The organism is Neorhizobium sp. R1-B, assembly GCF_004368875.1.
GTDB classification, from domain to species: Bacteria; Pseudomonadota; Alphaproteobacteria; order Rhizobiales; family Rhizobiaceae; genus Neorhizobium; species Neorhizobium huautlense.
Genome location: NZ_SOEM01000040.1, coordinates 1 through 19,927, shown reverse-complemented (window position 1 = coordinate 19,927; position 19,927 = coordinate 1). Strand labels below are relative to the sequence as shown.

23 protein-coding genes are annotated in these 19,927 nt (G+C 60.7%); 9 read left to right on the top strand and 14 right to left on the bottom strand.

Annotated features, from left to right (window positions below; all coding sequences use genetic code 11):
• Positions 1-137: 137 nt before the first annotated feature.
• Complete coding sequence (locus tag EDE05_RS26135; protein ID WP_105374924.1) at positions 138-347, bottom strand: cold-shock protein; 210 nt, start codon at positions 345-347, stop codon at positions 138-140.
• A gap of 459 nt (positions 348-806) precedes the next feature.
• On the opposite strand from EDE05_RS26135, the gene EDE05_RS26130 reads away from it, so the two are divergent.
• A complete protein-coding gene (locus EDE05_RS26130; RefSeq protein ID WP_112796323.1) occupies positions 807-1,292 on the top strand; it encodes a YbaK/EbsC family protein in 486 nt (161 codons plus the stop codon).
• A gap of 17 nt (positions 1,293-1,309) precedes the next feature.
• Here EDE05_RS26130 and EDE05_RS26125 read toward each other — a convergent pair whose 3' ends face one another.
• From EDE05_RS26125 to EDE05_RS27000, 7 genes are all read right to left on the bottom strand, one after another.
• A complete protein-coding gene (locus EDE05_RS26125; protein WP_132411926.1) occupies positions 1,310-1,681 on the bottom strand; it encodes a hypothetical protein in 372 nt (123 codons plus the stop codon).
• A gap of 76 nt (positions 1,682-1,757) precedes the next feature.
• A complete protein-coding gene (locus EDE05_RS26120; RefSeq protein WP_132411928.1) occupies positions 1,758-1,970 on the bottom strand; it encodes a hypothetical protein in 213 nt (70 codons plus the stop codon).
• Between the two features lie 283 nt (positions 1,971-2,253).
• Positions 2,254-2,451 carry a hypothetical protein gene (locus EDE05_RS27535; protein WP_105374920.1) on the bottom strand — a complete coding sequence of 66 codons (198 nt, stop codon included), beginning with the start codon at positions 2,449-2,451 and terminating at the stop codon, positions 2,254-2,256.
• Positions 2,452-2,524: 73 nt separating this feature from the next.
• Positions 2,525-2,776, bottom strand: a complete 252-nt coding sequence (locus tag EDE05_RS26110) for a hypothetical protein (RefSeq protein ID WP_105374919.1) — start codon at positions 2,774-2,776, stop codon at positions 2,525-2,527.
• Positions 2,777-2,870: 94 nt separating this feature from the next.
• Entirely contained in the window at positions 2,871-3,083 is a 213-nt protein-coding gene (locus EDE05_RS26105; protein ID WP_105374918.1) for a hypothetical protein, read from the bottom strand.
• Positions 3,084-3,221: 138 nt separating this feature from the next.
• Positions 3,222-3,404 carry a hypothetical protein gene (locus tag EDE05_RS26100; RefSeq protein ID WP_105374917.1) on the bottom strand — a complete coding sequence of 61 codons (183 nt, stop codon included), beginning with the start codon at positions 3,402-3,404 and terminating at the stop codon, positions 3,222-3,224.
• 123 nt (positions 3,405-3,527) lie between these two features.
• Positions 3,528-3,701, bottom strand: coding sequence for a hypothetical protein (locus tag EDE05_RS27000; RefSeq protein ID WP_165924206.1), 174 nt, complete (start codon positions 3,699-3,701; stop codon positions 3,528-3,530).
• A gap of 209 nt (positions 3,702-3,910) precedes the next feature.
• Between EDE05_RS27000 and EDE05_RS26095 the strand changes: the two genes are divergently transcribed.
• The 3 genes from EDE05_RS26095 (at position 3,911) to dnaJ (ending at position 9,633) form a co-directional block, all read left to right on the top strand.
• Entirely contained in the window at positions 3,911-6,304 is a 2,394-nt protein-coding gene (locus EDE05_RS26095; RefSeq protein WP_105374915.1) for a transglycosylase domain-containing protein, read from the top strand.
• A 194-nt stretch (positions 6,305-6,498) separates the two neighbouring features.
• Positions 6,499-8,400: a molecular chaperone DnaK gene (dnaK, locus tag EDE05_RS26090; protein WP_105374914.1), complete on the top strand. Its 1,902-nt coding sequence runs from the start codon at positions 6,499-6,501 to the stop codon at positions 8,398-8,400.
• 96 nt (positions 8,401-8,496) lie between these two features.
• A complete protein-coding gene (gene dnaJ / locus EDE05_RS26085; RefSeq protein ID WP_105374928.1) occupies positions 8,497-9,633 on the top strand; it encodes a molecular chaperone DnaJ in 1,137 nt (378 codons plus the stop codon).
• A 56-nt stretch (positions 9,634-9,689) separates the two neighbouring features.
• Here the strand turns inward: dnaJ and EDE05_RS26080 are convergent, their stop codons facing one another.
• The 4 genes from EDE05_RS26080 to EDE05_RS26065 all read right to left on the bottom strand — a co-directional run bounded on the left by EDE05_RS26080 (position 9,690) and on the right by EDE05_RS26065 (position 12,682).
• Positions 9,690-10,271, bottom strand: a complete 582-nt coding sequence (locus EDE05_RS26080; protein ID WP_134103276.1) for a threonine transporter RhtB — start codon at positions 10,269-10,271, stop codon at positions 9,690-9,692.
• A 118-nt stretch (positions 10,272-10,389) separates the two neighbouring features.
• Complete coding sequence (locus EDE05_RS26075; RefSeq protein ID WP_112796319.1) at positions 10,390-10,596, bottom strand: SlyX family protein; 207 nt, start codon at positions 10,594-10,596, stop codon at positions 10,390-10,392.
• Positions 10,589-11,122, bottom strand: coding sequence for a cupin domain-containing protein (locus EDE05_RS26070; RefSeq protein ID WP_134103273.1), 534 nt, complete (start codon positions 11,120-11,122; stop codon positions 10,589-10,591). The genes EDE05_RS26075 and EDE05_RS26070 overlap by 8 nt, the downstream gene beginning before the upstream one ends.
• A gap of 60 nt (positions 11,123-11,182) precedes the next feature.
• Positions 11,183-12,682, bottom strand: coding sequence for a globin-coupled sensor protein (locus EDE05_RS26065; protein WP_134103270.1), 1,500 nt, complete (start codon positions 12,680-12,682; stop codon positions 11,183-11,185).
• A 715-nt stretch (positions 12,683-13,397) separates the two neighbouring features.
• On the opposite strand from EDE05_RS26065, the gene recF reads away from it, so the two are divergent.
• From recF to EDE05_RS26050, 3 genes are read left to right on the top strand one after another with little or no spacing between them, the layout of a single operon-like run.
• Positions 13,398-14,522 (top strand): DNA replication/repair protein RecF, encoded by a 1,125-nt coding sequence (gene recF, locus EDE05_RS26060; protein ID WP_105374910.1) that lies wholly within the window; start codon positions 13,398-13,400, stop codon positions 14,520-14,522.
• A 36-nt stretch (positions 14,523-14,558) separates the two neighbouring features.
• Positions 14,559-15,329, top strand: coding sequence for a molybdopterin-synthase adenylyltransferase MoeB (locus tag EDE05_RS26055; RefSeq protein ID WP_134103267.1), 771 nt, complete (start codon positions 14,559-14,561; stop codon positions 15,327-15,329).
• A gap of 11 nt (positions 15,330-15,340) precedes the next feature.
• A complete protein-coding gene (locus tag EDE05_RS26050) occupies positions 15,341-15,814 on the top strand; it encodes a GNAT family N-acetyltransferase (protein ID WP_134103279.1) in 474 nt (157 codons plus the stop codon).
• On the opposite strand, the gene EDE05_RS26045 is transcribed toward EDE05_RS26050, so the two are convergent.
• The gene (locus tag EDE05_RS26045) at positions 15,815-16,819 is read right to left on the bottom strand and encodes a D-glycerate dehydrogenase (protein ID WP_105374908.1); all 1,005 of its coding nucleotides are present in this window, start codon (positions 16,817-16,819) and stop codon (positions 15,815-15,817) included.
• 229 nt (positions 16,820-17,048) lie between these two features.
• On the opposite strand from EDE05_RS26045, the gene EDE05_RS26040 reads away from it, so the two are divergent.
• On the top strand, positions 17,049-17,516 hold the full coding sequence (locus tag EDE05_RS26040; RefSeq protein WP_105374925.1) for an SH3 domain-containing protein: 468 nt from the start codon (positions 17,049-17,051) through the stop codon (positions 17,514-17,516).
• On the opposite strand, the gene EDE05_RS26035 is transcribed toward EDE05_RS26040, so the two are convergent.
• Positions 17,509-18,501, bottom strand: a complete 993-nt coding sequence (locus EDE05_RS26035; protein WP_134103261.1) for an adenosine kinase — start codon at positions 18,499-18,501, stop codon at positions 17,509-17,511. The two genes, EDE05_RS26040 and EDE05_RS26035, sit on opposite strands and share 8 nt — an antisense overlap.
• A gap of 359 nt (positions 18,502-18,860) precedes the next feature.
• Between EDE05_RS26035 and EDE05_RS26030 the strand changes: the two genes are divergently transcribed.
• Positions 18,861-19,805, top strand: coding sequence for an AEC family transporter (locus EDE05_RS26030; protein WP_134103258.1), 945 nt, complete (start codon positions 18,861-18,863; stop codon positions 19,803-19,805).
• The last annotated feature ends 122 nt before the right edge of the window (positions 19,806-19,927 follow it).

Genomic DNA, 19,927 nt, shown 5'->3' with positions numbered 1-19,927 from the left:
TTCCGCAGTTGCGCTTCACTTCGCTCGCCATGACCAGCTTACGGTGGGACTTCCACCCACAAGAATGCGCCCATGCTGGGCGCACAACAAAAGGCCGGCAAAGCCGGCCTTCCGAACATTGGTCGCGATCTCTACGATCAAGCCGACTGAAGACGGTCGGCCGAAACCTTGCCCGAACGCTTGTCCGTGACGAGTTCGTAGGAGAGCTTCTGGCCATCCTTGAGTTGGCCGAGGCCGGCGCGCTCGACAGCCGAAATGTGAACGAAAACGTCCTGTGCGCCGTCATCCGGCTGAATGAAGCCATAGCCCTTGGTTGCGTTGAACCACTTTACAGTACCGGTCGCCATAACGATGCCTTTCCCTTGCAAATGACCGACTATTCCGCGCTCTGCGCTTGGAACGGTGAAGTTTCGTATTTGAAGAAAGATCGTCGCAGACGCCGGAGGCGCTTAGTGCTGGCTATCAAACAAATATCGATGGCTCACCATCTAGGGTCTTACCGCAAAAAGGTCAAGATCGGGAAATTCAGGGAGGGCGCGAGAGCCGCAGGGACGCTCATCGCTGAAAGCAGAAAACCCGGCGCGGGAGGAGGTGCGCCGGGTTTCTGAAACTGACCAACAACTGGGAGGAGGAGGTGTCGTTGGTCCCATCGGGGGCGCTGGGAGGAGGAGTGCGCCCGTCGATGATTGTGTTATACAGGATCAGAGCTTAAAAAACAGCCAGGATTTTGCACCGCAGCATTGCAAAATTCGCATACCTGTCTCTGCCGCTTGCGATCCCGTTTCCATTGCGCCATTTTCCGGGTCATGAGTCTCGAATCCGTCCGCGCCTTCTTCGCCGCCCACGCTCCCGATCTCGACGTGATCGTCACGGAAGACAGTTCGGCGACCGTGGCACTTGCTGCGGCCGCCCATGACGTGGCGCCCGATCAGATCGCCAAGACGATCTGCGTCCGCGCCGGCGACATGACGGCGCTGGTCGTCATGTCCGGCACGAGCCGGCTCGACAACCGCAAGTTCCGGGATCGCTTCGGCGCCAAGCCTCGGATGCTCGACGCAGAGGAAGTGACCGCACTCACCGGCCATCCGGTCGGCGGCGTCTGCGCCTTCGGGCTGGCCTCAGCGATCCCTGTCTATTGTGACCTGTCGCTCAGGAGGCATGCGGAAGTCCTGCCGGCCGCCGGGGCCATCAATGCTGCGGTCCGCATCGCGCCGGAGCGCATGGCAGAGCTGACCGGAGGAACCTGGGTCGACATCAGTCAAGATCCCGCAGGCGGAGATACCTCCACCTAAAGCGTGTTGCCCTGCTCCTAGAAGCGGTCGCCTAGGTAGCGGCGATACCAGGCCTGCTTGCTCTCGGCCGACGCCGTCGCGACGACGTAACCTATCGCAAAGCCGATTGCGCCGATCAGGGTAAAAAGTGTGGTCGTGGCTGCGGGGTGTTCGCGGATCGTCCCGGCCACCGAGGAGGCTTCGCTCTGGACATAGCTGGCGGCATCGCTGGCTCGGCCGGTGATCTTTTCATAGGCCGTGCCGGTTTTCTCGGCGAGCAGCTGGCGCAGATTGGCAATCTCCGAACGCAAGGTCGCGATTTCGTTGCCGACGTTGTCACCGGACTCGTGATCGAAAGACGGCGCGTCCGTCTTCAAGGGCGTTTTCAGATTTCTGATTGGCTCTGCCATACCGGCCTCCTTGTTGCTGATCGAGAAATCGGTCAACTGACAAGGGCGGGATAGGTTCCTTGTTTCCGCCGGGATGCTAGAGACTTTTCGCCAGGTTCTCGGCGAGCGTTGCCAGCTGGTCCTTATCGTCGGAACCCTTTTGCAGGGAATTCACCAGGATGAGGGCCAGTGCCTCTGCGTCAGGGCTATCCTTGTCGATCTGATGTTCCGCGCAAGTTTCGTCAAAGACCTGCTGCAACAGGCTCAGCTGCTGCGGATGGACCGGATTGCGAACCATCTGTCTAGGCATATAACCCTCCCGATCAAACTGGGGCACGACCGGCGATAATCTCCCCGCTCTTGCAATAGTGGCGTCGATATTGATCGCCGGCTTCTATTGCAGCAGTCTTGCGCCAGCCATGCCGACGCCGGAAGAGATAACGTTTTCCGACCAAAGGTTATTAACCGTGAGCCTTTTCTAATGGATTGGCAACAACAAGATAAAACGGGTGCAATATTGGGGTGGACCCGTAAGGGGTTCTACCTATGCGAGCCTGCCCTGAGACCGGGCAGGCTCGATTCATATCGCAGGGTCAAGCCATGCCGGCAGGATCGCCGATGGGTAAAAGAGCCGGATCAAGCGTGGGATCCTGAGGGTTTTTGGTATCTCCCGGATCTTGAGCCGGAGTAAGAGGGGGCTTTTCCTGGGTCCTGTCAGGAATGCCGTCCGTCGGCGTCGGTCCTCGCGGCGTTTCCGAAGTTGGCGTCGGTATCGGGTCTCGGTTGGGCATAACGATCTCCTTTCTGTTCAAGGAGTCGAACGGCCCAAATCAATGCCGGTTCCGCCCTCTGTAGACGATAGCCCTATCGCCACCGGTCCCACCCGGAGGGAGCCCGCGCAGAAGACGACAGGCCGACCATGTAACCCACGGCAAAGGCAAGAAGACCGACGGCTGCAATCGCAGAGCCCGTAGCAGCGGGATGATCGACCGCATGGGCCGCCACCATTCCCGCTTCATCCCTCACGCGAGCAACTGCGGTTCTCGCTTTGGCAGCGGCGCCTGTTTCCTGGGTGATATCGCCTGTAAAGCCGATGTCCAACGATTTCCTGGCCATTATGGTCTCCTTTGCGGAGATAACCCAAGGCGGGAAAAGAGGTTCCAAGCCAGCGAAAAACCCGCGCCTGCGAAAGCCGACGCGGGCTTGCCGACTACTCGGTGACTTCGGTCTGTTCTTCCGTCTGCTGACGCTTCAGGACGACCATTTGTTCACGGGCTTTGTCGGCGGCAGAAGCTGCAATGCTCGCCGTGGTGACCTCCTTGTCGACCTCGGCAGACGCCGTGACCTTGTGGCCGGCGCATTCCGCAAGGGCTGCGGTCGACGAAAGGCCCAGTACGGCTGCGACGACGAGAAATGTCTTCATGTCATTCTCCTTCGTTGTGGTTGCGGCTTTAATCTACCCAAGGACATAATGAACTCGAAATCACGAATCCGCGTCTCCGGCCGCGGATAGGCGGCAAGATTGGTAAATTTCCGCAACCCAGCCGATTGCCTTGGCCGGTTACATCAATTTCGACAGCGTCTCGCGATTCACAAAAATATCGGTCTTGCCGGCTTCGTAAGCCGGATGACTGAATTCGAACTTTTCCTTCTCGGGCATTTCGAGCGCCTGCTTGACGCTTACCAGCCCGACCGGAACGCGCTGGTCGCCATTACGCACGACCGCCTCGACAATCTTGATCATTTCCTCCCCTCCTCCAAGGTGGAATCCGTCAGAACGCGGAACCCTTCTTGTTGTTCCAGGGAGAATCGGCTTTTTTTGAGAAACAAATCAAGCTGACGAATCGATCTACTGTCCAAGCCAATCCTAATGGAAATCCAGAGGAAGCTGGATGCCCTTGGGAATGTTCGGGCGGCGCTGGTTGGCAATCTGAATTTTCTGAAATGTCTCGCGCCGGCGTTCGGCTTCAGCCTCGCGGATTGCCCTTGAGGCTGCGACGGCGGCCATGGCGCGTTCAATAACCTGTTCTGCTCTGGTCATCGGCAACTCCATATGTTCTCTTTTTGTTCTCACGGATGTGAATAAAAGTCAAGCCCATTCCAGATTCGGGCAGGGTTCCGGCGCCGACAGTCCTGCCTTTACCCCTCCTTAAATCGCCGCATTTAGAGTCCAGCAGTGGCCCGGGCGACGAGACAATTGGGTAAGAGCCTGTTTCCGCAGGCGAAGTGACGGGGGTACGCCAGCTCATTATGGGGTTCAAAGGCAGACCAGACAAACGCGTGGAGCCTTCCTTCGACGGCTCGCGCCAGAACGACGATTTACGCCTCGACGCTGAGGAACGGATCGTCGGCAATGGTCGGACCGCGAAGCGCTCCCCCAAGGCAAGCGGCGAGGAGCGCTCCGAAAATCGGGCCCGATCAGGGCAATCCGAACGTGCCCGCCCCTCCCGCAACAAGCCGTCACGCCGCCGCGGAGAAGGCGGGCTTTTCTCGCCGTTGCGGACTCTTATCTACTGGTGTCTGGTTCTTGGGATATGGGCAGGCATCGGCGTCGGCGGCCTCGTCCTTTATTACGGTGCGCAGATGCCCTCTGCCAGCACCTGGGCCATTCCCGACCGGCCTCCGAACATGAAGATCACGGCCATCGACGGCTCGGTCATCGCCAACCGCGGCTCGACCGGCGGCGAAGCGCTGGCGCTTGAGGAAATGTCGCCTTACCTGCCGCAGGCAGTGATCGCCATCGAAGACCGGCGCTTCTATTATCATTTCGGCGTCGATCCGCTCGGTCTGGCCCGCGCCCTCGTCAACAACCTGACCGGCCGGCCCATCCAGGGCGGCTCGACCATCACGCAGCAGCTTGCCAAGAACCTGTTCCTTTCGCCGGAACGCACCTTCGAGCGGAAGATCCAGGAGGTCCTGCTCTCCTTCTGGCTGGAGCACAAGTTCACCAAGGACCAGATCCTGGCCATGTATCTGAACCGGGTCTTTTTCGGGTCGAACGCCTATGGTGTGGAAGCGGCGTCGCGGCGCTATTTCAACAAATCCGCCCGTGATGCCAATCTCGGCGAAGCCGCGACGCTTGCCGGACTGCTCAAGGCGCCCTCCCGCCTTTCGCCCGCCCGCGATCCCAAAGCCGCTGAGGCCCGAGCTCAGGTCGTGCTCGGCGCCATGCGGGAGGAAGGCTACATTACCGACAGCGACCTGAAGACCGCCATGTCGCAGCCGCCCGCAAACGCCAAGAGCTATTGGTCCGGTGCCCAACATTATGCGGCAGACATGGTCGTCGACGAAGTTAAGGGACTTATCGGAGAACCGAAGACGGATGTCGTCGTGGAGACGACCGTCGACCTGCGTCTCGAGCAAGCGGCCGAGAAGGCCCTGAACGACGTCCTCAAGAAGGAAGGCGGTAAGCTCAATGCCTCGCAGGCGGCCCTCGTGTCCGTCGACGCGACGGGGGCCATCCGCGCGCTCGTCGGCGGCCGCGACTATGCGACGAGCCAGTTCAACCGTGCCGTCAAGGCGAAACGCCAGCCCGGTTCCGCCTTCAAGCCGTTCGTCTATGCAGCGGCCCTGGAAGCCGGCGCGCGGCCGAATTCCGTGCGCAACGATGCGCCGGTAAGGATCGGCAACTGGACACCGGAAAACTATGACGAAAAATACCGCGGCGAGGTGACACTCGCCTCCGCTCTCGCCCAGTCGCTCAACACCGTCGCGGCACAGCTGGTCATGGAAGTCGGGCCGGACAATGTGATCAGCCTCGCTCACCGGCTCGGCATCGAGTCCGAGCTGCAATCCAATGCGTCCATCGCGCTCGGAACCTCGGAAGTGTCGCTGGTCGAACTCACCTCGGCCTACGGCGCCTTCATGAACGGCGGCTACAAGGCGACCCCGCACATCGTCAAGCGAATTCTCGATACAGAGGGCAAGGTGCTTTACGAAGCGGATTATGCCAATCCGCCGCGCGTCCTGAGCGAACCCGTCGCGGCAACCATGAACAGCATGATGAACCGCGTCATCAACGAAGGCACGGGAAAGGCGGCGAGACTCGATGGCTGGCAGGCCGCCGGCAAGTCCGGCACCACCCAGTCGTTCCGTGACGCGCTCTTCGTCGGCTATACCAGCATCATGACGACCGGCATCTGGTTCGGCAACGACGACGGCACCTATATGAAGAAGGTGACCGGCGGCGGGCTGCCCGCCAAAGCCTGGAAGGAATATATGACCGCGGCCATGAAGGGCTATACGCCGACCTCGCTCTTCGGGACCGGGCGCGGTCTCGACCTGCCGCCGCCGGCCGTCCAGCCGGATGCGGAGCCCACGACGATCGGCGACATTATTTCGGGGATTCTACCGGGCGCGGGGCGCCGCGCCCAGGAAGAGCTTCCTCCGGACTATCCGCCGGCTCCGCGTGCTCCGGTACAGGATTCAGCCTATGGCGGACGCGACCGCTACGGCGACGTCGTTCCGCCTGCCGATGTCCCTGTGCGCGATTACCGCGAATATCGCGGCCCTTACGATACGCCTGCCCCCCTTCCTCCCATGGAGGTCGGCCGCGGTCCCGTACCGCCTGGAGAGGTCGGTCCCGCCGCTGCCGCGCGGCAGCCTCGGCAGACCACGCTTTTCGACATCCTCATGGGACAGTAAAGCGATTTCGCAAAGGCACATGGCAAAGTCCTATATTTGCTGGGATACGGGCGACTTCTCGCCTTGCAGTCCGAAAAACCCGTCCTTATATACCCCATGACCGCAGCCGATGCTGCGAAACCATCCCAGTCGAGGAACTGTCAAGGGAATGCCTGAAGGGGGTTCCGACGGTTCGCTTAAAGGAGAGAGAAGAAATGGCAAAAGTAATTGGCATCGACCTCGGCACCACCAATTCCTGCGTCGCCATCATGGACGGCAAGGACGCGAAGGTGATCGAGAACGCTGAAGGCGCGCGTACCACGCCATCCATGGTCGCATTCACCGATGATGGCGAGCGCCTCGTCGGCCAGCCGGCCAAGCGCCAGGCAGTCACCAACCCCACCAATACGCTGTTCGCCGTGAAGCGCCTGATCGGTCGTCGTTACGAAGATCCGACCGTCGAGAAGGACAAGGGCCTCGTTCCCTACGACATCACCAAGGGCGACAACGGCGATGCCTGGGTAAAGGCTCACGGCAAGAACTATTCCCCGGCTCAGATTTCCGCGATGATCCTTCAGAAAATGAAGGAAACCGCTGAGTCCTATCTCGGCGAAAAGGTGGAAAAAGCCGTCATCACCGTTCCGGCCTACTTCAACGACGCCCAGCGCCAGGCCACCAAGGATGCCGGCCGCATCGCCGGTCTCGACGTCTTGCGCATCATTAACGAGCCGACCGCTGCCGCTCTCGCCTATGGCCTCGACAAGAAGGAAGGCAAGACGATTGCCGTCTACGACCTTGGCGGCGGCACCTTCGATATTTCCGTCCTCGAAATCGGCGATGGCGTCTTCGAGGTGAAGTCCACCAACGGCGACACCTTCCTCGGCGGTGAAGACTTCGACATGCGCCTCGTCGAATATCTTGCAGCCGAGTTCAAGAAGGACAACGGCATCGACCTGAAGAACGACAAGCTGGCCCTGCAGCGCCTCAAGGAAGCTGCCGAAAAGGCAAAGATCGAGCTCTCATCCTCGCAGCAGACCGAAATCAACCTGCCGTTCATCACGGCCGACGCGTCCGGTCCGAAGCACCTGACGATGAAGCTGACCCGCGCCAAGTTCGAAAGCCTGGTCGACGATCTCGTTCAGCGCACCGTGGCACCCTGCAAGGCAGCCCTCAAGGATGCCGGCGTTTCGGCGGCCGAAATCGACGAAGTGGTTCTGGTCGGCGGCATGAGCCGCATGCCGAAGGTCCAGGAAGTCGTCAAGCAGCTGTTCGGCAAGGAGCCGCACAAGGGCGTCAACCCGGATGAAGTGGTGGCCATGGGCGCTGCGATCCAGGGCGGCGTCCTGCAGGGCGACGTCAAGGACGTGCTGCTGCTCGACGTGACCCCGCTGTCTCTCGGCATTGAAACGCTCGGTGGCGTCTTCACCCGCCTGATCGACCGCAACACGACGATCCCGACCAAGAAGTCGCAGGTTTTCTCGACTGCCGAGGACAACCAGCAGGCCGTGACGATCCGTGTGTCGCAGGGCGAGCGTGAAATGGCCGCCGACAACAAGCTGCTTGGCCAGTTCGACCTCGTCGGTCTGCCGCCGGCACCGCGCGGCATGCCGCAGATCGAAGTCACCTTCGACATCGACGCCAACGGCATCGTGCAGGTTTCGGCCAAGGACAAGGGCACCGGCAAGGAACAGCAGATCCGCATCCAGGCCTCCGGCGGTCTCTCCGACGCCGAGATCGAGAAGATGGTCAAGGACGCAGAGGCCAATGCCGAAGCCGACAAAAAGCGTCGCGCAGCGGTCGAAGCCAAGAACCAGGCCGAAAGCCTTGTTCACTCGACCGAGAAGTCGCTCACTGAGTATGGCGACAAGGTTTCCGAGACCGACCGCAAGGCGATCGAGGACGCGATCGCTTCTCTGAAGACCGCCGTCGAGGCCGCGGAACCGGATGCCGACGACATCCAGGCGAAGACGCAGACCCTGATGGAAGTCTCCATGAAGCTTGGCCAGGCCATCTATGAGGCCCAGCAGGCGGAAGGCGGCGCCTCCGAAGGCGGCAAGGACGACGATGTCGTCGATGCCGACTACGAGGAAGTCAAGGACGACAAGAAGTCGGCTTGATCGTAACGTTGCCTGATGGCAATGCCTCGACCATAGTTGACAGCGTATCCGGCTGCCCTTGTGCAGCCGGAATCCTTTCCGGAGCCGGTTACCTCCATGGCAAAAGCAGACTTTTACGAAACGCTGGGTGTCGGCAAATCGGCTGACGAGAAGGAGCTGAAAAGCGCCTTCCGTAAGCTCGCCATGAAATATCATCCCGACAAGAATCCCGGCGACGCGGAAGCCGAAAAGAAGTTCAAGGAGCTCAACGAGGCCTACGAGACCTTGAAGGATCCCCAGAAGCGCGCGGCCTATGATCGTTACGGCCATGCCGCCTTCGAACAGGGCGGAATGGGCGGTGGCGGCTTCGGCGGCGGCGGTTTCTCCTCGGCCGGCGGCTTCTCCGACATCTTCGAAGACATCTTCGGCGAAATGATGGGTGGCGGGCGTGCGCGGCGATCGTCCGGCGGTCGCGAACGCGGCGCCGATCTTCGCTACAATATGGAAATCACGCTTGAAGAAGCCTATGCCGGCAAGACGGCGCAGATCCGGGTTCCAACCTCGATCACCTGCGACCTCTGCTCCGGTTCGGGCGCGAAACCCGGCACGCAGCCGAAAACCTGTGCCACCTGCCAAGGCTCCGGCCGCGTGCGGGCGAGCCAGGGCTTCTTCTCCGTCGAACGCACCTGCCCGACCTGCCACGGCCGCGGCCAGACCATCACCGATCCCTGCACCAAGTGCCACGGCCAGGGCCGCGTCACAGAAGAACGCTCGCTGTCGGTCAACATTCCGGCCGGCATCGAGGACGGCACCCGCATACGCCTGCAGGGCGAAGGCGAGGCCGGTGCACGCGGCGGACCTGCGGGAGACCTTTACATCTTCCTCTCGGTTCAGCCGCACCAGTTCTTCCAGCGCGATGGCGCCGACCTTTATTGCGCCGTGCCGATCTCGATGACGACGGCAGCGCTCGGCGGCACTTTCGATGTTGCCACGCTCGACGGAACGAAATCCCGCGTCACCGTGCCGGAAGGCACCCAGCCGGGAAAGCAGTTCCGCCTGAAAGGCAAGGGTATGCCGGTGCTCAGATCATCGCAGACGGGCGACCTCTATATCCAGATCCAGATCGAGACGCCGCAGAAGCTCACCAAGCGGCAGCGCGAACTGCTGCAGGAATTCGAGCAGATTTCCTCCAAGGAGAATAATCCGGAATCGACCGGCTTCTTTGCCCGGATGAAGGAATTCTTCGACAACTGAGCCTCGCGCTCAATATTGGAACTCAGCAACGCCGATCCGGAAGGGTCGGCGTTTTTTTATGCGAGCGACTGGATAGAGGAGGAGGTAAGGATCATCGCGAAAACGACAAGGCAGGCCGCCGCCACGCGACGCACGAGAACCGGCTTGATCTCGAACCTTTCGGTACGCCCGATCACGCTGCCGAACAGGATCCAGCCATTGGCGGCTAGCAGCGCCAGAGCGGCGAACAGCCCAAGCCAGGGCAGAAGCTCCAGGAGGCCGCCGTGCGGCATAATGACGAGCGCGATGATCACCGCCTTGGGGTTCAGCAGTGTCGTGACGAAGACCTGCCCCAGAGAAATCTCGCCCGCATCTCCGGTCGTCCTTTCCGAATTCCACAGCCTGTAGCTCAGGAAGAGAACCCAGATGCCGGCGGCCGCTTTGGCAAAAAGCAAAGCTGCGGGATAGGCGGTGAAGAACGGGGCGGCGACTGTCGAGACCGGAATGATGACGGTGAGATACCCGCCGAGTTCGCCTGCCGTGAGCGGCAAAGCCTTGGCCCAGCCCCGGGAATAGCCGCCAAGCGCTATCAATGTATTCGTCGGCCCGGGCGTGCAGAGGAGCAGCAGGATGGCGAAGGTGAACTGCAGGAGGGTCATGATCTACCTGGTGAACTGGCGTACTTTTGCTCTACCAGCTTTTCCGCCATCTCAATTGACGTTGATCAATCCGGCTGCAACGACCAGCCCGAATGCGTCGTGCTCGGCGGCCCGATCCTCAGTAGTGCGGCGGCCTGGTGATAGGCGGCGCCTCGAGCGACGATTCTTCAAGCGAAAGGAAGCGTTCCGTCAGCCGATCGAGCTTGGCTCTCGTCTGCTCGATGACCTTCCATTGCTCGGCAAGCTGATCGGACAGTTCCTCGATCACCTTGGTCTGATGCGCGGCAAGCTCCTCCAGCCTGACCAGCCTTTCGTCGTCACTCACTCGAAGATCCCTTTGTTGCTTTCCAGGCCCTTACGGCATCGGGCATTCCGTCATGAGCCCCGAGCGGGCGCTCCGGCGCGTCGTCCCACCAGTCGGACCGCATTGTGCGCCGCTCCGGGTTTTTGGGGTAGAAGATGCGATTCTCGTCCTTGTTTGCCTCGCCGATCACCAACAGTTCGGCCTCTTGGTCCGAGTTGTTGATGAAGGTATGGGCAAGGCCCGTACCGGCAGGAAAACCGACCGAATCGCCAGGTTTGAGCCGGTGCACGTCTCCATCCAGCCAGACTTCCGGCGTACCTGCGAGCACATAAACGAACTCTTCTTCGAGGCTTTCGGCATGCGGAAAGGAGGTGCGGCGGCCGGGAAGCACACGCAGATGATGGATGCCGATGCGCGTCAACCCCAGATGCCGCGCCAACGGTGCGCCGATTGCCATAAGCTCGTCGTCGCCCTTGTAGCGCTTGTTGTCGGGTCCTTCGATCTCAGTCCAGTGAACGATGCAGGAAGGGCGTTCCTCTTTTGTCATCGCGCGGTCTCCTCTCGAAACCGCGCGACACTAACCAAGTGTGGGGCTCAGGTCTATCGGTTAAGCCCGCAGCCGCGGCCGGCCAGCCGAATGCTCATGATCGTTCTTAATCTGGAAGCGAGCGATCAGGGAAGCCAGCCGGCCGCTGATGCCGACAAGGTTTTGGGTTGATGCATTCGTCTCTTCCATCAGCGCAGCATTCTGCTGGGTGATCTGATCCATATTGCGCACCGCGGAGTTGATTTCGTCGATGCCGGAAGCCTGCTCCTGAGATGACTGGGCGATGGAATTGATGTGTTCGTCTATCGACTTCACTCTCGAGCCGATCCCCACCAGCGCTTCGCCGGTCTTGTGGACGAGGTCGACACCGCGGTGCACGTCCGAGGAGGACTGGTCGATCAGCTCCTTGATTTCTTTTGCGGCGGCTGCGGATCGCTGTGCAAGCTCACGCACTTCCTGCGCGACGACAGCGAAACCCTTGCCCTGTTCGCCGGCACGGGCAGCCTCCACACCGGCGTTCAGTGCCAGCAGGTTGGTCTGGAATGCAATCTCATCGATCACGCCGATGATCTGGGTCATTTTCTGGGAGGACTGCTCGATCTCTCCCATTGCGGCAACCGCCTGTTCAACCACTTGGCCGGATCGCTCGGTCTCGGTAGCCGATTCCCTCACGATTGCCTGAACCTCGCGAGTGCGCCGCGCCGCCTGGGCTGCGCTTGTGGTGATTTCCTCCAGCGCCGCAGCGGTCTGCTCCAGCGCCGCTGCCTGTTGCTCGGAACGGGTCGCCATATTGTCCGAGGCGTCGGAAATGCCGGCTACCTCGGCCCGCACCTGCTCAACCGAGGAGTTGATCTCCCGCATGGCTGCATCAAGTTCGGATACCGAGGAATTGTAGTTCTGCTTCAAACCGGCAAAGCTTGGGGCCAGTTCCTGCCAAAGCTCCGACGTTAGGTCGCCCTGCGCCAGCTTTTTCAGTGCTGCATCCAATGCTCCGAGAGCCGCGTCCTGCTCCGACTTGGCCTTTGCCCGCTCGGCCTCTGCCCGCTCCCGCTCTTCGTTCAGTGCCTCGAGATAAACGGAGATGCTGTAGTCCATATCGATCAGAGCCGCCTTGACGATAGCGGTCAGGTTCTCGGAGAGAGCCTTGGCCTTTTTCTCCTGGAAAAAACCTTTCATTTCCTCCTTGACCACCGCGCGGAGAAGTCCGTCCAGCACCATGGCGTAGCCGCCGATATACCAGCGCGGCTCGAGCCCGAGGCGCGCATGGACCCGACCGATCGCGGAGACGGCGCCCACATATTCTGCGTCGTACTTGCCGGAGGCGATCACGTCCCAATGGGCGGCCTGACGACTTTTAGCATGCGCGATGTGGCTGTCATTGGAGAAGAATTTTGCGGTGTGGAAATTGGCTTTGACCTTGCCGTAGAAGGCGTCGAGCGCTGCTCCAACCGTTTGCTTGATGAGTGGTTGAAGAGTTGCGAGAGTGCGGCGCTGCTGCTCGCCAAGCCCCGCGAAGTCAAGGCGCTCCATCAAGTCGTTTTTTTGGCGGGATTCAGTCATCATTGCTCCAACAGCGATAATACTCGCTTTAACTGAGAGTGATTTGTTGAATATTAGTGTGCCGGCGCGGTTTAACGCTCTGTTAGCCATAACCCCTCAATTTTTGGCATTCATAAATTAGGATTGCCTGCAGAAACGCATGATTCTCTGGAAGCGGCCGTTGCTGATCGACGGGGGATCTCCGGCAGAAGGGGAATAAAAACCCCCACTTTGTTAGCAACATCAACATCTTAACCTGTCCCGTTTCCCCCTCTTCCGTTTGGTGCCTACAATTGTCCCGCTTCCGTCGCCGGAGTGTTTCGCGAGACGTTCGCGGGCAGGCGGGAGCCGGCGCTTCCATCGGACCCGTAACGTGCGGCGATGGTGGAAGAGGTGAAAGCCATGGAGTGTTGGTCGACAAGACGAACATTCCTATCAAGCCTCCCCCTGGCCGCCGGGCCAGGTTCGGTTGAGCCGTGAAAGTGGTGAGCCTGTCCCGAAAGGACGGGCGTGAACAAGACCACGCAGCGAGGCGAGATGATCACCTGTAGGGGCCTGGAAGCCCCGAGAGAACGCCGAAGGCCACGCGAATGCGGAGCCACACATATAAAATCAAATAAGGTTCCGCATTCGTGTGGGCTCTCCAAAACACGGGCAAAAGCTGTCGCGTGAAGGCGAACGCTTGCCTTCCTTCGCCCGAGCCCTTAGCTCCTGTGCGACGACGAACAAGAATCCGATGGCTCAGAAAACTTTCCTCTCCCGGCTCAAGCTCACCGACTTCCGCAATTACGCGGACGTATCGCTGACCCTTGACGGTAGGCATGTGGTGCTGACGGGCGAGAATGGCGCCGGCAAGACCAATCTTCTGGAAGCGGTCTCCTTTCTCTCTCCGGGACGCGGTTTGCGACGCGCCGTGCTTACCGATGTCAGCCGCGTCGGGGCATCCGGCGGCTTTGCCATCTTCGCGGCGGTCGAGGGCATGGAAGGTGAAGTCGCGATCGGCACCGGCATCGAGACCGCAGATGGCGAGAGCGTGACCCGCAAGGTCCGGATCAACGGGACGCCGGCGAAATCGACGGAGGAGCTTTCCGATCATTTGAGCGTCCTCTGGCTGACGCCTGCAATGGACGGCCTCTTTACCGGTCCTTCTGCCGATCGCAGACGATTTCTCGACCGGCTCGTATTGTCTCTGGACCCCGCGCACGGCCGCCGGGCAAGTGATTTCGAACGCGCCATGCGCAGCCGCAATCGCCTGCTGTCCGAAGGCCGTTTCGATCCTGCCTGGCTTTCAGGAATCGAGACGCAGATGGCGGGTCTGGGCATTGCCATGGCCGCCGCCCGGCAGGAAATGCTGGGCCTTTTGCGAACCCTCTCGGCCGGATCCGGCGAAACTCCATTTCCGACTCCGGTTCTGGCTCTTGAGGGTTTTATGGACGGATCCCCCGATCGCCCTGCGGCCGAACTGGAGGAAGAATATCTGGAGATGCTGCGGATCAACCGCGGACGCGACGCCGCCGCCGGCCGGACGCTGGACGGCCCGCATCGATCCGATCTGCTGGTCAGGCATAGGGAGAAAGACATGGAGGCCGAGCGCTGCTCGACCGGCGAGCAGAAGGCTCTTTTGATCGGCCTCGTGCTGGCGCATGCGCGGCTGACCGCCGACATGACGGGCTATGCGCCGGTCCTGCTTCTCGACGAGATCGCTGCCCATCTCGACGAAGGCCGCCGCGCCGCATTGTTCGACCTGGTTCACGGCCTTGGCGGCCAGGCCTTCATGACCGGTACCGACCGGAGCATGTTTTCGGCTCTCTCCGACCGCGCGCAATTCTTTACGGTCACGCATGGTGCCGTCACATCCTGAGTTACACGGATCGGCCGGCGATGTTATGATATTGCCATGGACAGCTTGACGCCTGAAGAAATCGAACGTTACCGCCGACACATCCTGCTGCCGGAGATTGGCGGCACGGGGCAGCAGAAACTCAAGAGTTCCCGCGTGCTGGTGATCGGAGCCGGGGGCCTTGGCTCGCCCATTCTGGAATATCTCGCCGCGGCGGGGGTCGGTACGCTGGGCATCATCGATGATGATCGCGTCTCACTCTCCAACCTGCAGCGGCAGGTCATTCACGACACCGGCACGGTCGGGGAGATGAAGACCAGAAGTGCCCGGCAGACGCTCGCGCGGCTCAACCCGCATGTCCGGATCGTGGATTTCGAAGAGCGATTTTCGATGGAATGGGCGGCCCGGCACCTGTTGGGCTTCAGCCTGTTGATCGACGGCTCCGACAATTTCGACACCCGTTATGCCGCCGCCGACGCCGCCGAGTTGGAAAAGACCCCTCTTGTCACCGGTGCGGTTGGCCGCTTCGACGGCTCGCTGACGGTGCTCAAGCCTTACGAGGCTGGGCCGGACGGATCGCTTAACCCGACCTATAGGGACCTCTTCCCGGAAAAGCCGCCGGAAGGCCTGATCCCCTCTTGTGCAGAAACGGGCGTGCTTGGAACGCTGACCGGCGTCATCGGCACGCTGATGGCGATGGAAGCGATCAAGCTCATCGCCGGCATAGGCGAGCCGCTGATCGGTCGCCTGATGCTCTACGATGCGCTTTCGGCGCGCTTCGACGTGATCAAATACAAGCGCCGCGCGGCAAGAGCTGCTGCCGAATGATGACGTCTGAAATGATCACGATTGTCCCGATCAGCGAGGACTTCGGCCGGTGGGACGAGCTGCTTGCGCTTATCCTATCCTCCTTTGCCTATATGGATGAGGTCATCGACCCGCCCTCCTCCGCCCACCGGCTGACGTTGGCGTCCTTGGCGCAGAAGGCCCGGGAGGAGATCGGCTTTGCGGCCGTCGAAGACGGAAAGCTCGTCGGCTGCGTCTTTTGCAAGGTCGAGCCGAGTTCGCTTTATGTCGGTAAACTCGCCATTGCGCCCAGCCATCAACGGAAAGGGCTTGGCCGACGGCTGCTGGCCGTCGCAGAGGAAATTGCCAGAAAGAACGGTCTGTCGGCGCTGCGGCTTGAGACCCGGATCGAACTCACCGGCAACCATCTGGCCTTCTCGAAATGGGGTTTCGAAAAGACCGCCGAAAACTCCCATCCCGGCTATGATAGGGTGACTTCCATCGAAATGCGGAAGCGGCTTGCCTGATCAGTTGCGGCCGGGGAGCACCCGGTTCGGTGGCCGGTGCCCGTCAAAGAAGGCACGGATGTTGATGATCACCTTGTCGCCCATGTCGATCCGCCCTTCGAGCGTCGCCGAACCCATATGCGGCAGCAGCACCACCTTGCCCTGGTTGGCGAGCTTGACGAGTTTCGGGTTCACCGCAGGTTCGTTCTGGTAGACGTCGAGACCGGCGCCATAGATCTTGTTGTCGCGCAGCAGCTGGATCATCGCCGCTTCGTCTATGATGTCGCCGCGGGCGGTATTGACGATAATCGCGCTCGGCTGCATCAGCGCCAGCCGGCGGGCCGAGAGCAGGTGAAAGGTCGCCGGCGTCGAGGGGCAGTTGACCGAGACGATATCGACCCGGGCAAGCATCTGGTCGAGGCTGTCCCAATAGGTTGCCTCCAGCTCTTCCTCCGTCGCCGGGTTTACTCGCTTGCGGTTGTGGTAGTGGATCGACAGGCCAAAGGCCTTGGCCCGGCGGGCCACAGCAGTTCCGATCCGGCCCATGCCGACGATGCCGATACGCTTGCCCCAGATCCGCCGCCCCAGCATCCAGGTCGGGCTCCAGCCGCCCCAGTCGCCGGGCTTGTCGGTCAGGATGCGCGAACCCTCCACCAGCCGGCGATTGACCGCAAGGATTAGCGCCATGGTCATGTCGGCGGTATCTTCCGTCAGGACGTTCGGCGTGTTGGTAACGGTGATGCCCTTCTTCGCTGCAGCATCGACGTCGATATGGTCGATACCGTTCGAAAAACTGGCAATCAGCTTCAGCTGCGGACCGGCTTCCTCGATCAGCGCCTCATCGATTCGATCCGTCACCGTCGGCACCAGCACATCGGCAGTCCTCATCGCGGCCACGATCTCATCGCGGGAGCGCGGGGCGTCGTCGGTATTGAGCTCGGCTTCGAATAGCTCGCGCATGCGGGTTTCCACCGCGTCCGGCAGCTTGCGGGTAATATAGACCGTGGGTTTCTTCTTCGCCGTCATGCAGCTCTCTGTCTGGCTCCTTTTAGGAGGTCCTTAACCAAGTCGCGCGATATTCGGGTTCATCCAGGGCGTTTTCTACCAGACCCGTTGGCGAAGACAAACAAAACCTCGCACGGTCTGCGTGGCGCCTCATGGTCCTTCAGCCGGAACCACACCCATGCGTCGCGTCACTCTTCGTTCCTTTACCGTTTTCATCCTCGCTTTCGTCACCTGTCTCTCCGCTTCGGCCATGGCTTACGCCCAAGGCGCGAAGGGGCCGAGCGGGCTGCCGCTGCCGCGTTTCGTCAGCCTGAAGTCCAAAAAGGTGAATATCCGAATCGGTCCAAGCACCGACTACGCCGTCTCCTGGATGTACATGAAGTCCGGCACACCCATGGAAATCATCCAGGAATACGAAAACTGGCGCCGCGTCCGCGATGCCGAGGGAACCGAAGGCTGGGTCAATCAGGCATTGCTATCCGGAGACCGCACGGCAGTCGCAGCCCCCTGGATGCGCGGCAAGGGGAAGGACATCTACGTGAACATGCGCCGGGATCCGCAGAGCAGCGCCGCCATCATCGCCAAGCTGGAACCCGGCGTCTTTCTGAAGGTGGAGGAATGCAACGGCGATTGGTGCCGCGCGGAAGCCAACGGCACCGAAGGCTGGGTTCCCCAGGCTGAGATCTGGGGCGCCTACCCGGGCGAAGCCTTCAAATAAGGCCTTCCTTCCGGGCCGCCTCCAAGAGCGACGCCATCGGCCGGGGGCCGATCTGCTGGATGCAGATTGCGGCCGCGAGGCAGCCTAGCTTGCCGCAGTCTTCGAGCGGGCGGCCCTGGGTGTAACCGAACAGGAACCCGGCCGCGAAGAGATCGCCCGCTCCGGTCGTATCGACCAGTTCCCTGATCGGATAAGCCGAGACCTTCACCCTTTCGTCGCCGCGAACGATGATCGCACCTTCTTCACTAAGCGTCACAGCCGCGAGCTTGCAGTCCCGCGCGATGTTCTCCAGCGCCAGTTCGAAGTCCTCAGTCTCGTAGAGGGAAAGCGCTTCCTGTTTGTTGGCGAAGACGATATCGACAGTGCCGGAACGCATGAGATCAAGGAATTCGGCGCGATAGCGGCCGACACAGAACGGATCGGAGAGCGTCATGGAGACTTCCCTACCGTTCGCGTGCGCAATCCTTGCGGCTTCGCGGATCGCTTCCTTGGCCCGCGGCGGATCCCAAAGATATCCTTCAAAATAGGTCACCTTCGCTTCGGCAACGACATCGGCTTCGACATGTTCAGGCCCGAGGTCGACACAGGCGCCGAGATAAGTGTTCATCGAGCGCTCGCCATCCGGCGTGACGAAGATCATCGAACGAGCCGTCGGCGGATTGGTACCCTCCGGCGTCGTCTGGTAATAGACTCCCTGAGCGCGGATATCGTGCTGGAAGATATGGCCGAGCTGGTCTTCCGCGACCTTGCCGAAATAGGCTGCCTTGCCACCGAACCCTGCAATGCCAGCCGCCGTGTTACCAGCCGACCCGCCCGAAGCCTCGACCGCCGGACCCATCTTCGAATAAAGAAGTTCGGCCCGTTCGGCATCGATCAGGTTCATAGCCCCCTTGATGATCGAGTTCTCGCTCAGGAAACTGTCTTCACAGCGGGCGAGGATATCAACGATGGCATTACCGATGGTCAGCACGTCGAACTTGGGCATCCGGTCTTGGTCCTTCTTGCAGATTTTGCGCGGAAAGCGGTAGTCGGCTTTTCAGGCGATTGGAAGAAGAAACAATCGCAGCCCTTATAAAAACGGGGCTTTGATCTGCGTCATGTCGCTGTCACGATTGAAGGCTATAGAAATAGCCATCCGATTGTGTGGCCGACCACGGATGAACTGGCGGCAGACATTCCGGAGCCTGGACGAGACCAGGAGGGAAAGCGGGGTATTGCCACGCTTTTTTGTTTTTGCCCTGCCGTAACGTCTCGACCAGCAAGGGCTCCTCTGCCGAAACGCATTTGTCGCAGCCTCCCATATGCGCTAGAGCGTAGCAAATCCTCTGCGAAAGCCTTGCTGCCTTGTCCTCCGTCTTTCTGAATGTCGTGCCCGTCTTCATCCTGATCCTGATCGGCTGGGCGACTGCCAAGACCGGCATTTTGAAGCAGGAGACCGGCGACGCGCTCGGCGAATTCGTGTTCAAGATCGCGGTGCCGATGCTGATCTTCCGGACACTTGCGGACGCCCATTTCGAAGGGGTTTCGCCGTTCCGTTTATGGCTTGCCTATTTCCTCGGCGTTGCTGGCACATGGACCGTCGGCCACCTTCTCGCCACGCGGCTTTTCCGCCGCGACGCCAAAGTCGGCGTCGTTACGGGCATGTCCGCCTCGTTTGCCAACAACGTCTTCATCGGCCTGCCGCTGGTCGCCAATATCGTCGGCAAGGACGGGCTGGTGGCGATCTCTATTCTGCTCGCGATCCACCTGCCGCTGATGATGGTGGTCGGCACGATCCTGATGGAAGGGGCAGTCTCGAAAGTCGATGGAGGGGAAAAACGTTCCGTTGCCGAAATTCTCAAACAGGTCGGCTCCAATCTCGCCCGCAACCCGCTTGTGCTGGCGCTGGTGGTCGGGGTGAGCTTCAACTTCCTCGACCTGCATCTGCCGGTCGCGATCGCAATGGTCATCGATCATCTCTCGGCGGCAGCCGCGCCCGTGGCATTGATTTCGATCGGCATGGCGCTGACGCAATATCCGATCCGCGGCGATATCGGGCTTTCGGGAACGGCGGCCATCCTGAAACTGCTCCTGCTGCCGGCCCTCGTCTTCCTGATGAGCTATCTGTTTGCCCTGCCGCACGACTGGGCGGCCGCCCTGGTACTGACCTCCTCCGTGCCGACGGGAATCAATGCCTGGCTGATCGCGCAGCGCTTCCGCTCCGGCCACGGATTAGCAGCCTCGGTCATCAGCATCACCACGGCCTTCGGCGTCATTACCGTCAGCTTCTGGGCTTGGCTGCTGAGCTAAGCATCGTTAAGGAATCGAACTCGCACCGGAATCGGGATAGGGGGGAGCCTATTGGCTCCGCCCCTCCCACACCACCCGGCATGCGGGTCCGCACCGGGCGGTTGGAGCAGTTGAGGTCGTCA

Coding starts and splice junctions, on each gene's coding strand:
- EDE05_RS26135 (WP_105374924.1), bottom strand. CDS start 347: ATGGCGACCGGTACTGTAAAGTGGTTCAACGCAACCAAGGGCTATGGC.
- EDE05_RS26130 (WP_112796323.1), top strand. CDS start 807: ATGAGTCTCGAATCCGTCCGCGCCTTCTTCGCCGCCCACGCTCCCGAT.
- EDE05_RS26125 (WP_132411926.1), bottom strand. CDS start 1,681: ATGGCAGAGCCAATCAGAAATCTGAAAACGCCCTTGAAGACGGACGCG.
- EDE05_RS26120 (WP_132411928.1), bottom strand. CDS start 1,970: ATGCCTAGACAGATGGTTCGCAATCCGGTCCATCCGCAGCAGCTGAGC.
- EDE05_RS27535 (WP_105374920.1), bottom strand. CDS start 2,451: ATGCCCAACCGAGACCCGATACCGACGCCAACTTCGGAAACGCCGCGA.
- EDE05_RS26110 (WP_105374919.1), bottom strand. CDS start 2,776: ATGGCCAGGAAATCGTTGGACATCGGCTTTACAGGCGATATCACCCAG.
- EDE05_RS26105 (WP_105374918.1), bottom strand. CDS start 3,083: ATGAAGACATTTCTCGTCGTCGCAGCCGTACTGGGCCTTTCGTCGACC.
- EDE05_RS26100 (WP_105374917.1), bottom strand. CDS start 3,404: ATGATCAAGATTGTCGAGGCGGTCGTGCGTAATGGCGACCAGCGCGTT.
- EDE05_RS27000 (WP_165924206.1), bottom strand. CDS start 3,701: ATGACCAGAGCAGAACAGGTTATTGAACGCGCCATGGCCGCCGTCGCA.
- EDE05_RS26095 (WP_105374915.1), top strand. CDS start 3,911: ATGGGGTTCAAAGGCAGACCAGACAAACGCGTGGAGCCTTCCTTCGAC.
- dnaK (WP_105374914.1), top strand. CDS start 6,499: ATGGCAAAAGTAATTGGCATCGACCTCGGCACCACCAATTCCTGCGTC.
- dnaJ (WP_105374928.1), top strand. CDS start 8,497: ATGGCAAAAGCAGACTTTTACGAAACGCTGGGTGTCGGCAAATCGGCT.
- EDE05_RS26080 (WP_134103276.1), bottom strand. CDS start 10,271: ATGACCCTCCTGCAGTTCACCTTCGCCATCCTGCTGCTCCTCTGCACG.
- EDE05_RS26070 (WP_134103273.1), bottom strand. CDS start 11,122: ATGACAAAAGAGGAACGCCCTTCCTGCATCGTTCACTGGACTGAGATC.
- EDE05_RS26065 (WP_134103270.1), bottom strand. CDS start 12,682: ATGACTGAATCCCGCCAAAAAAACGACTTGATGGAGCGCCTTGACTTC.
- recF (WP_105374910.1), top strand. CDS start 13,398: ATGGCTCAGAAAACTTTCCTCTCCCGGCTCAAGCTCACCGACTTCCGC.
- EDE05_RS26055 (WP_134103267.1), top strand. CDS start 14,559: ATGGACAGCTTGACGCCTGAAGAAATCGAACGTTACCGCCGACACATC.
- EDE05_RS26050 (WP_134103279.1), top strand. CDS start 15,341: ATGATCACGATTGTCCCGATCAGCGAGGACTTCGGCCGGTGGGACGAG.
- EDE05_RS26045 (WP_105374908.1), bottom strand. CDS start 16,819: ATGACGGCGAAGAAGAAACCCACGGTCTATATTACCCGCAAGCTGCCG.
- EDE05_RS26040 (WP_105374925.1), top strand. CDS start 17,049: ATGGCTTACGCCCAAGGCGCGAAGGGGCCGAGCGGGCTGCCGCTGCCG.
- EDE05_RS26035 (WP_134103261.1), bottom strand. CDS start 18,501: ATGCCCAAGTTCGACGTGCTGACCATCGGTAATGCCATCGTTGATATC.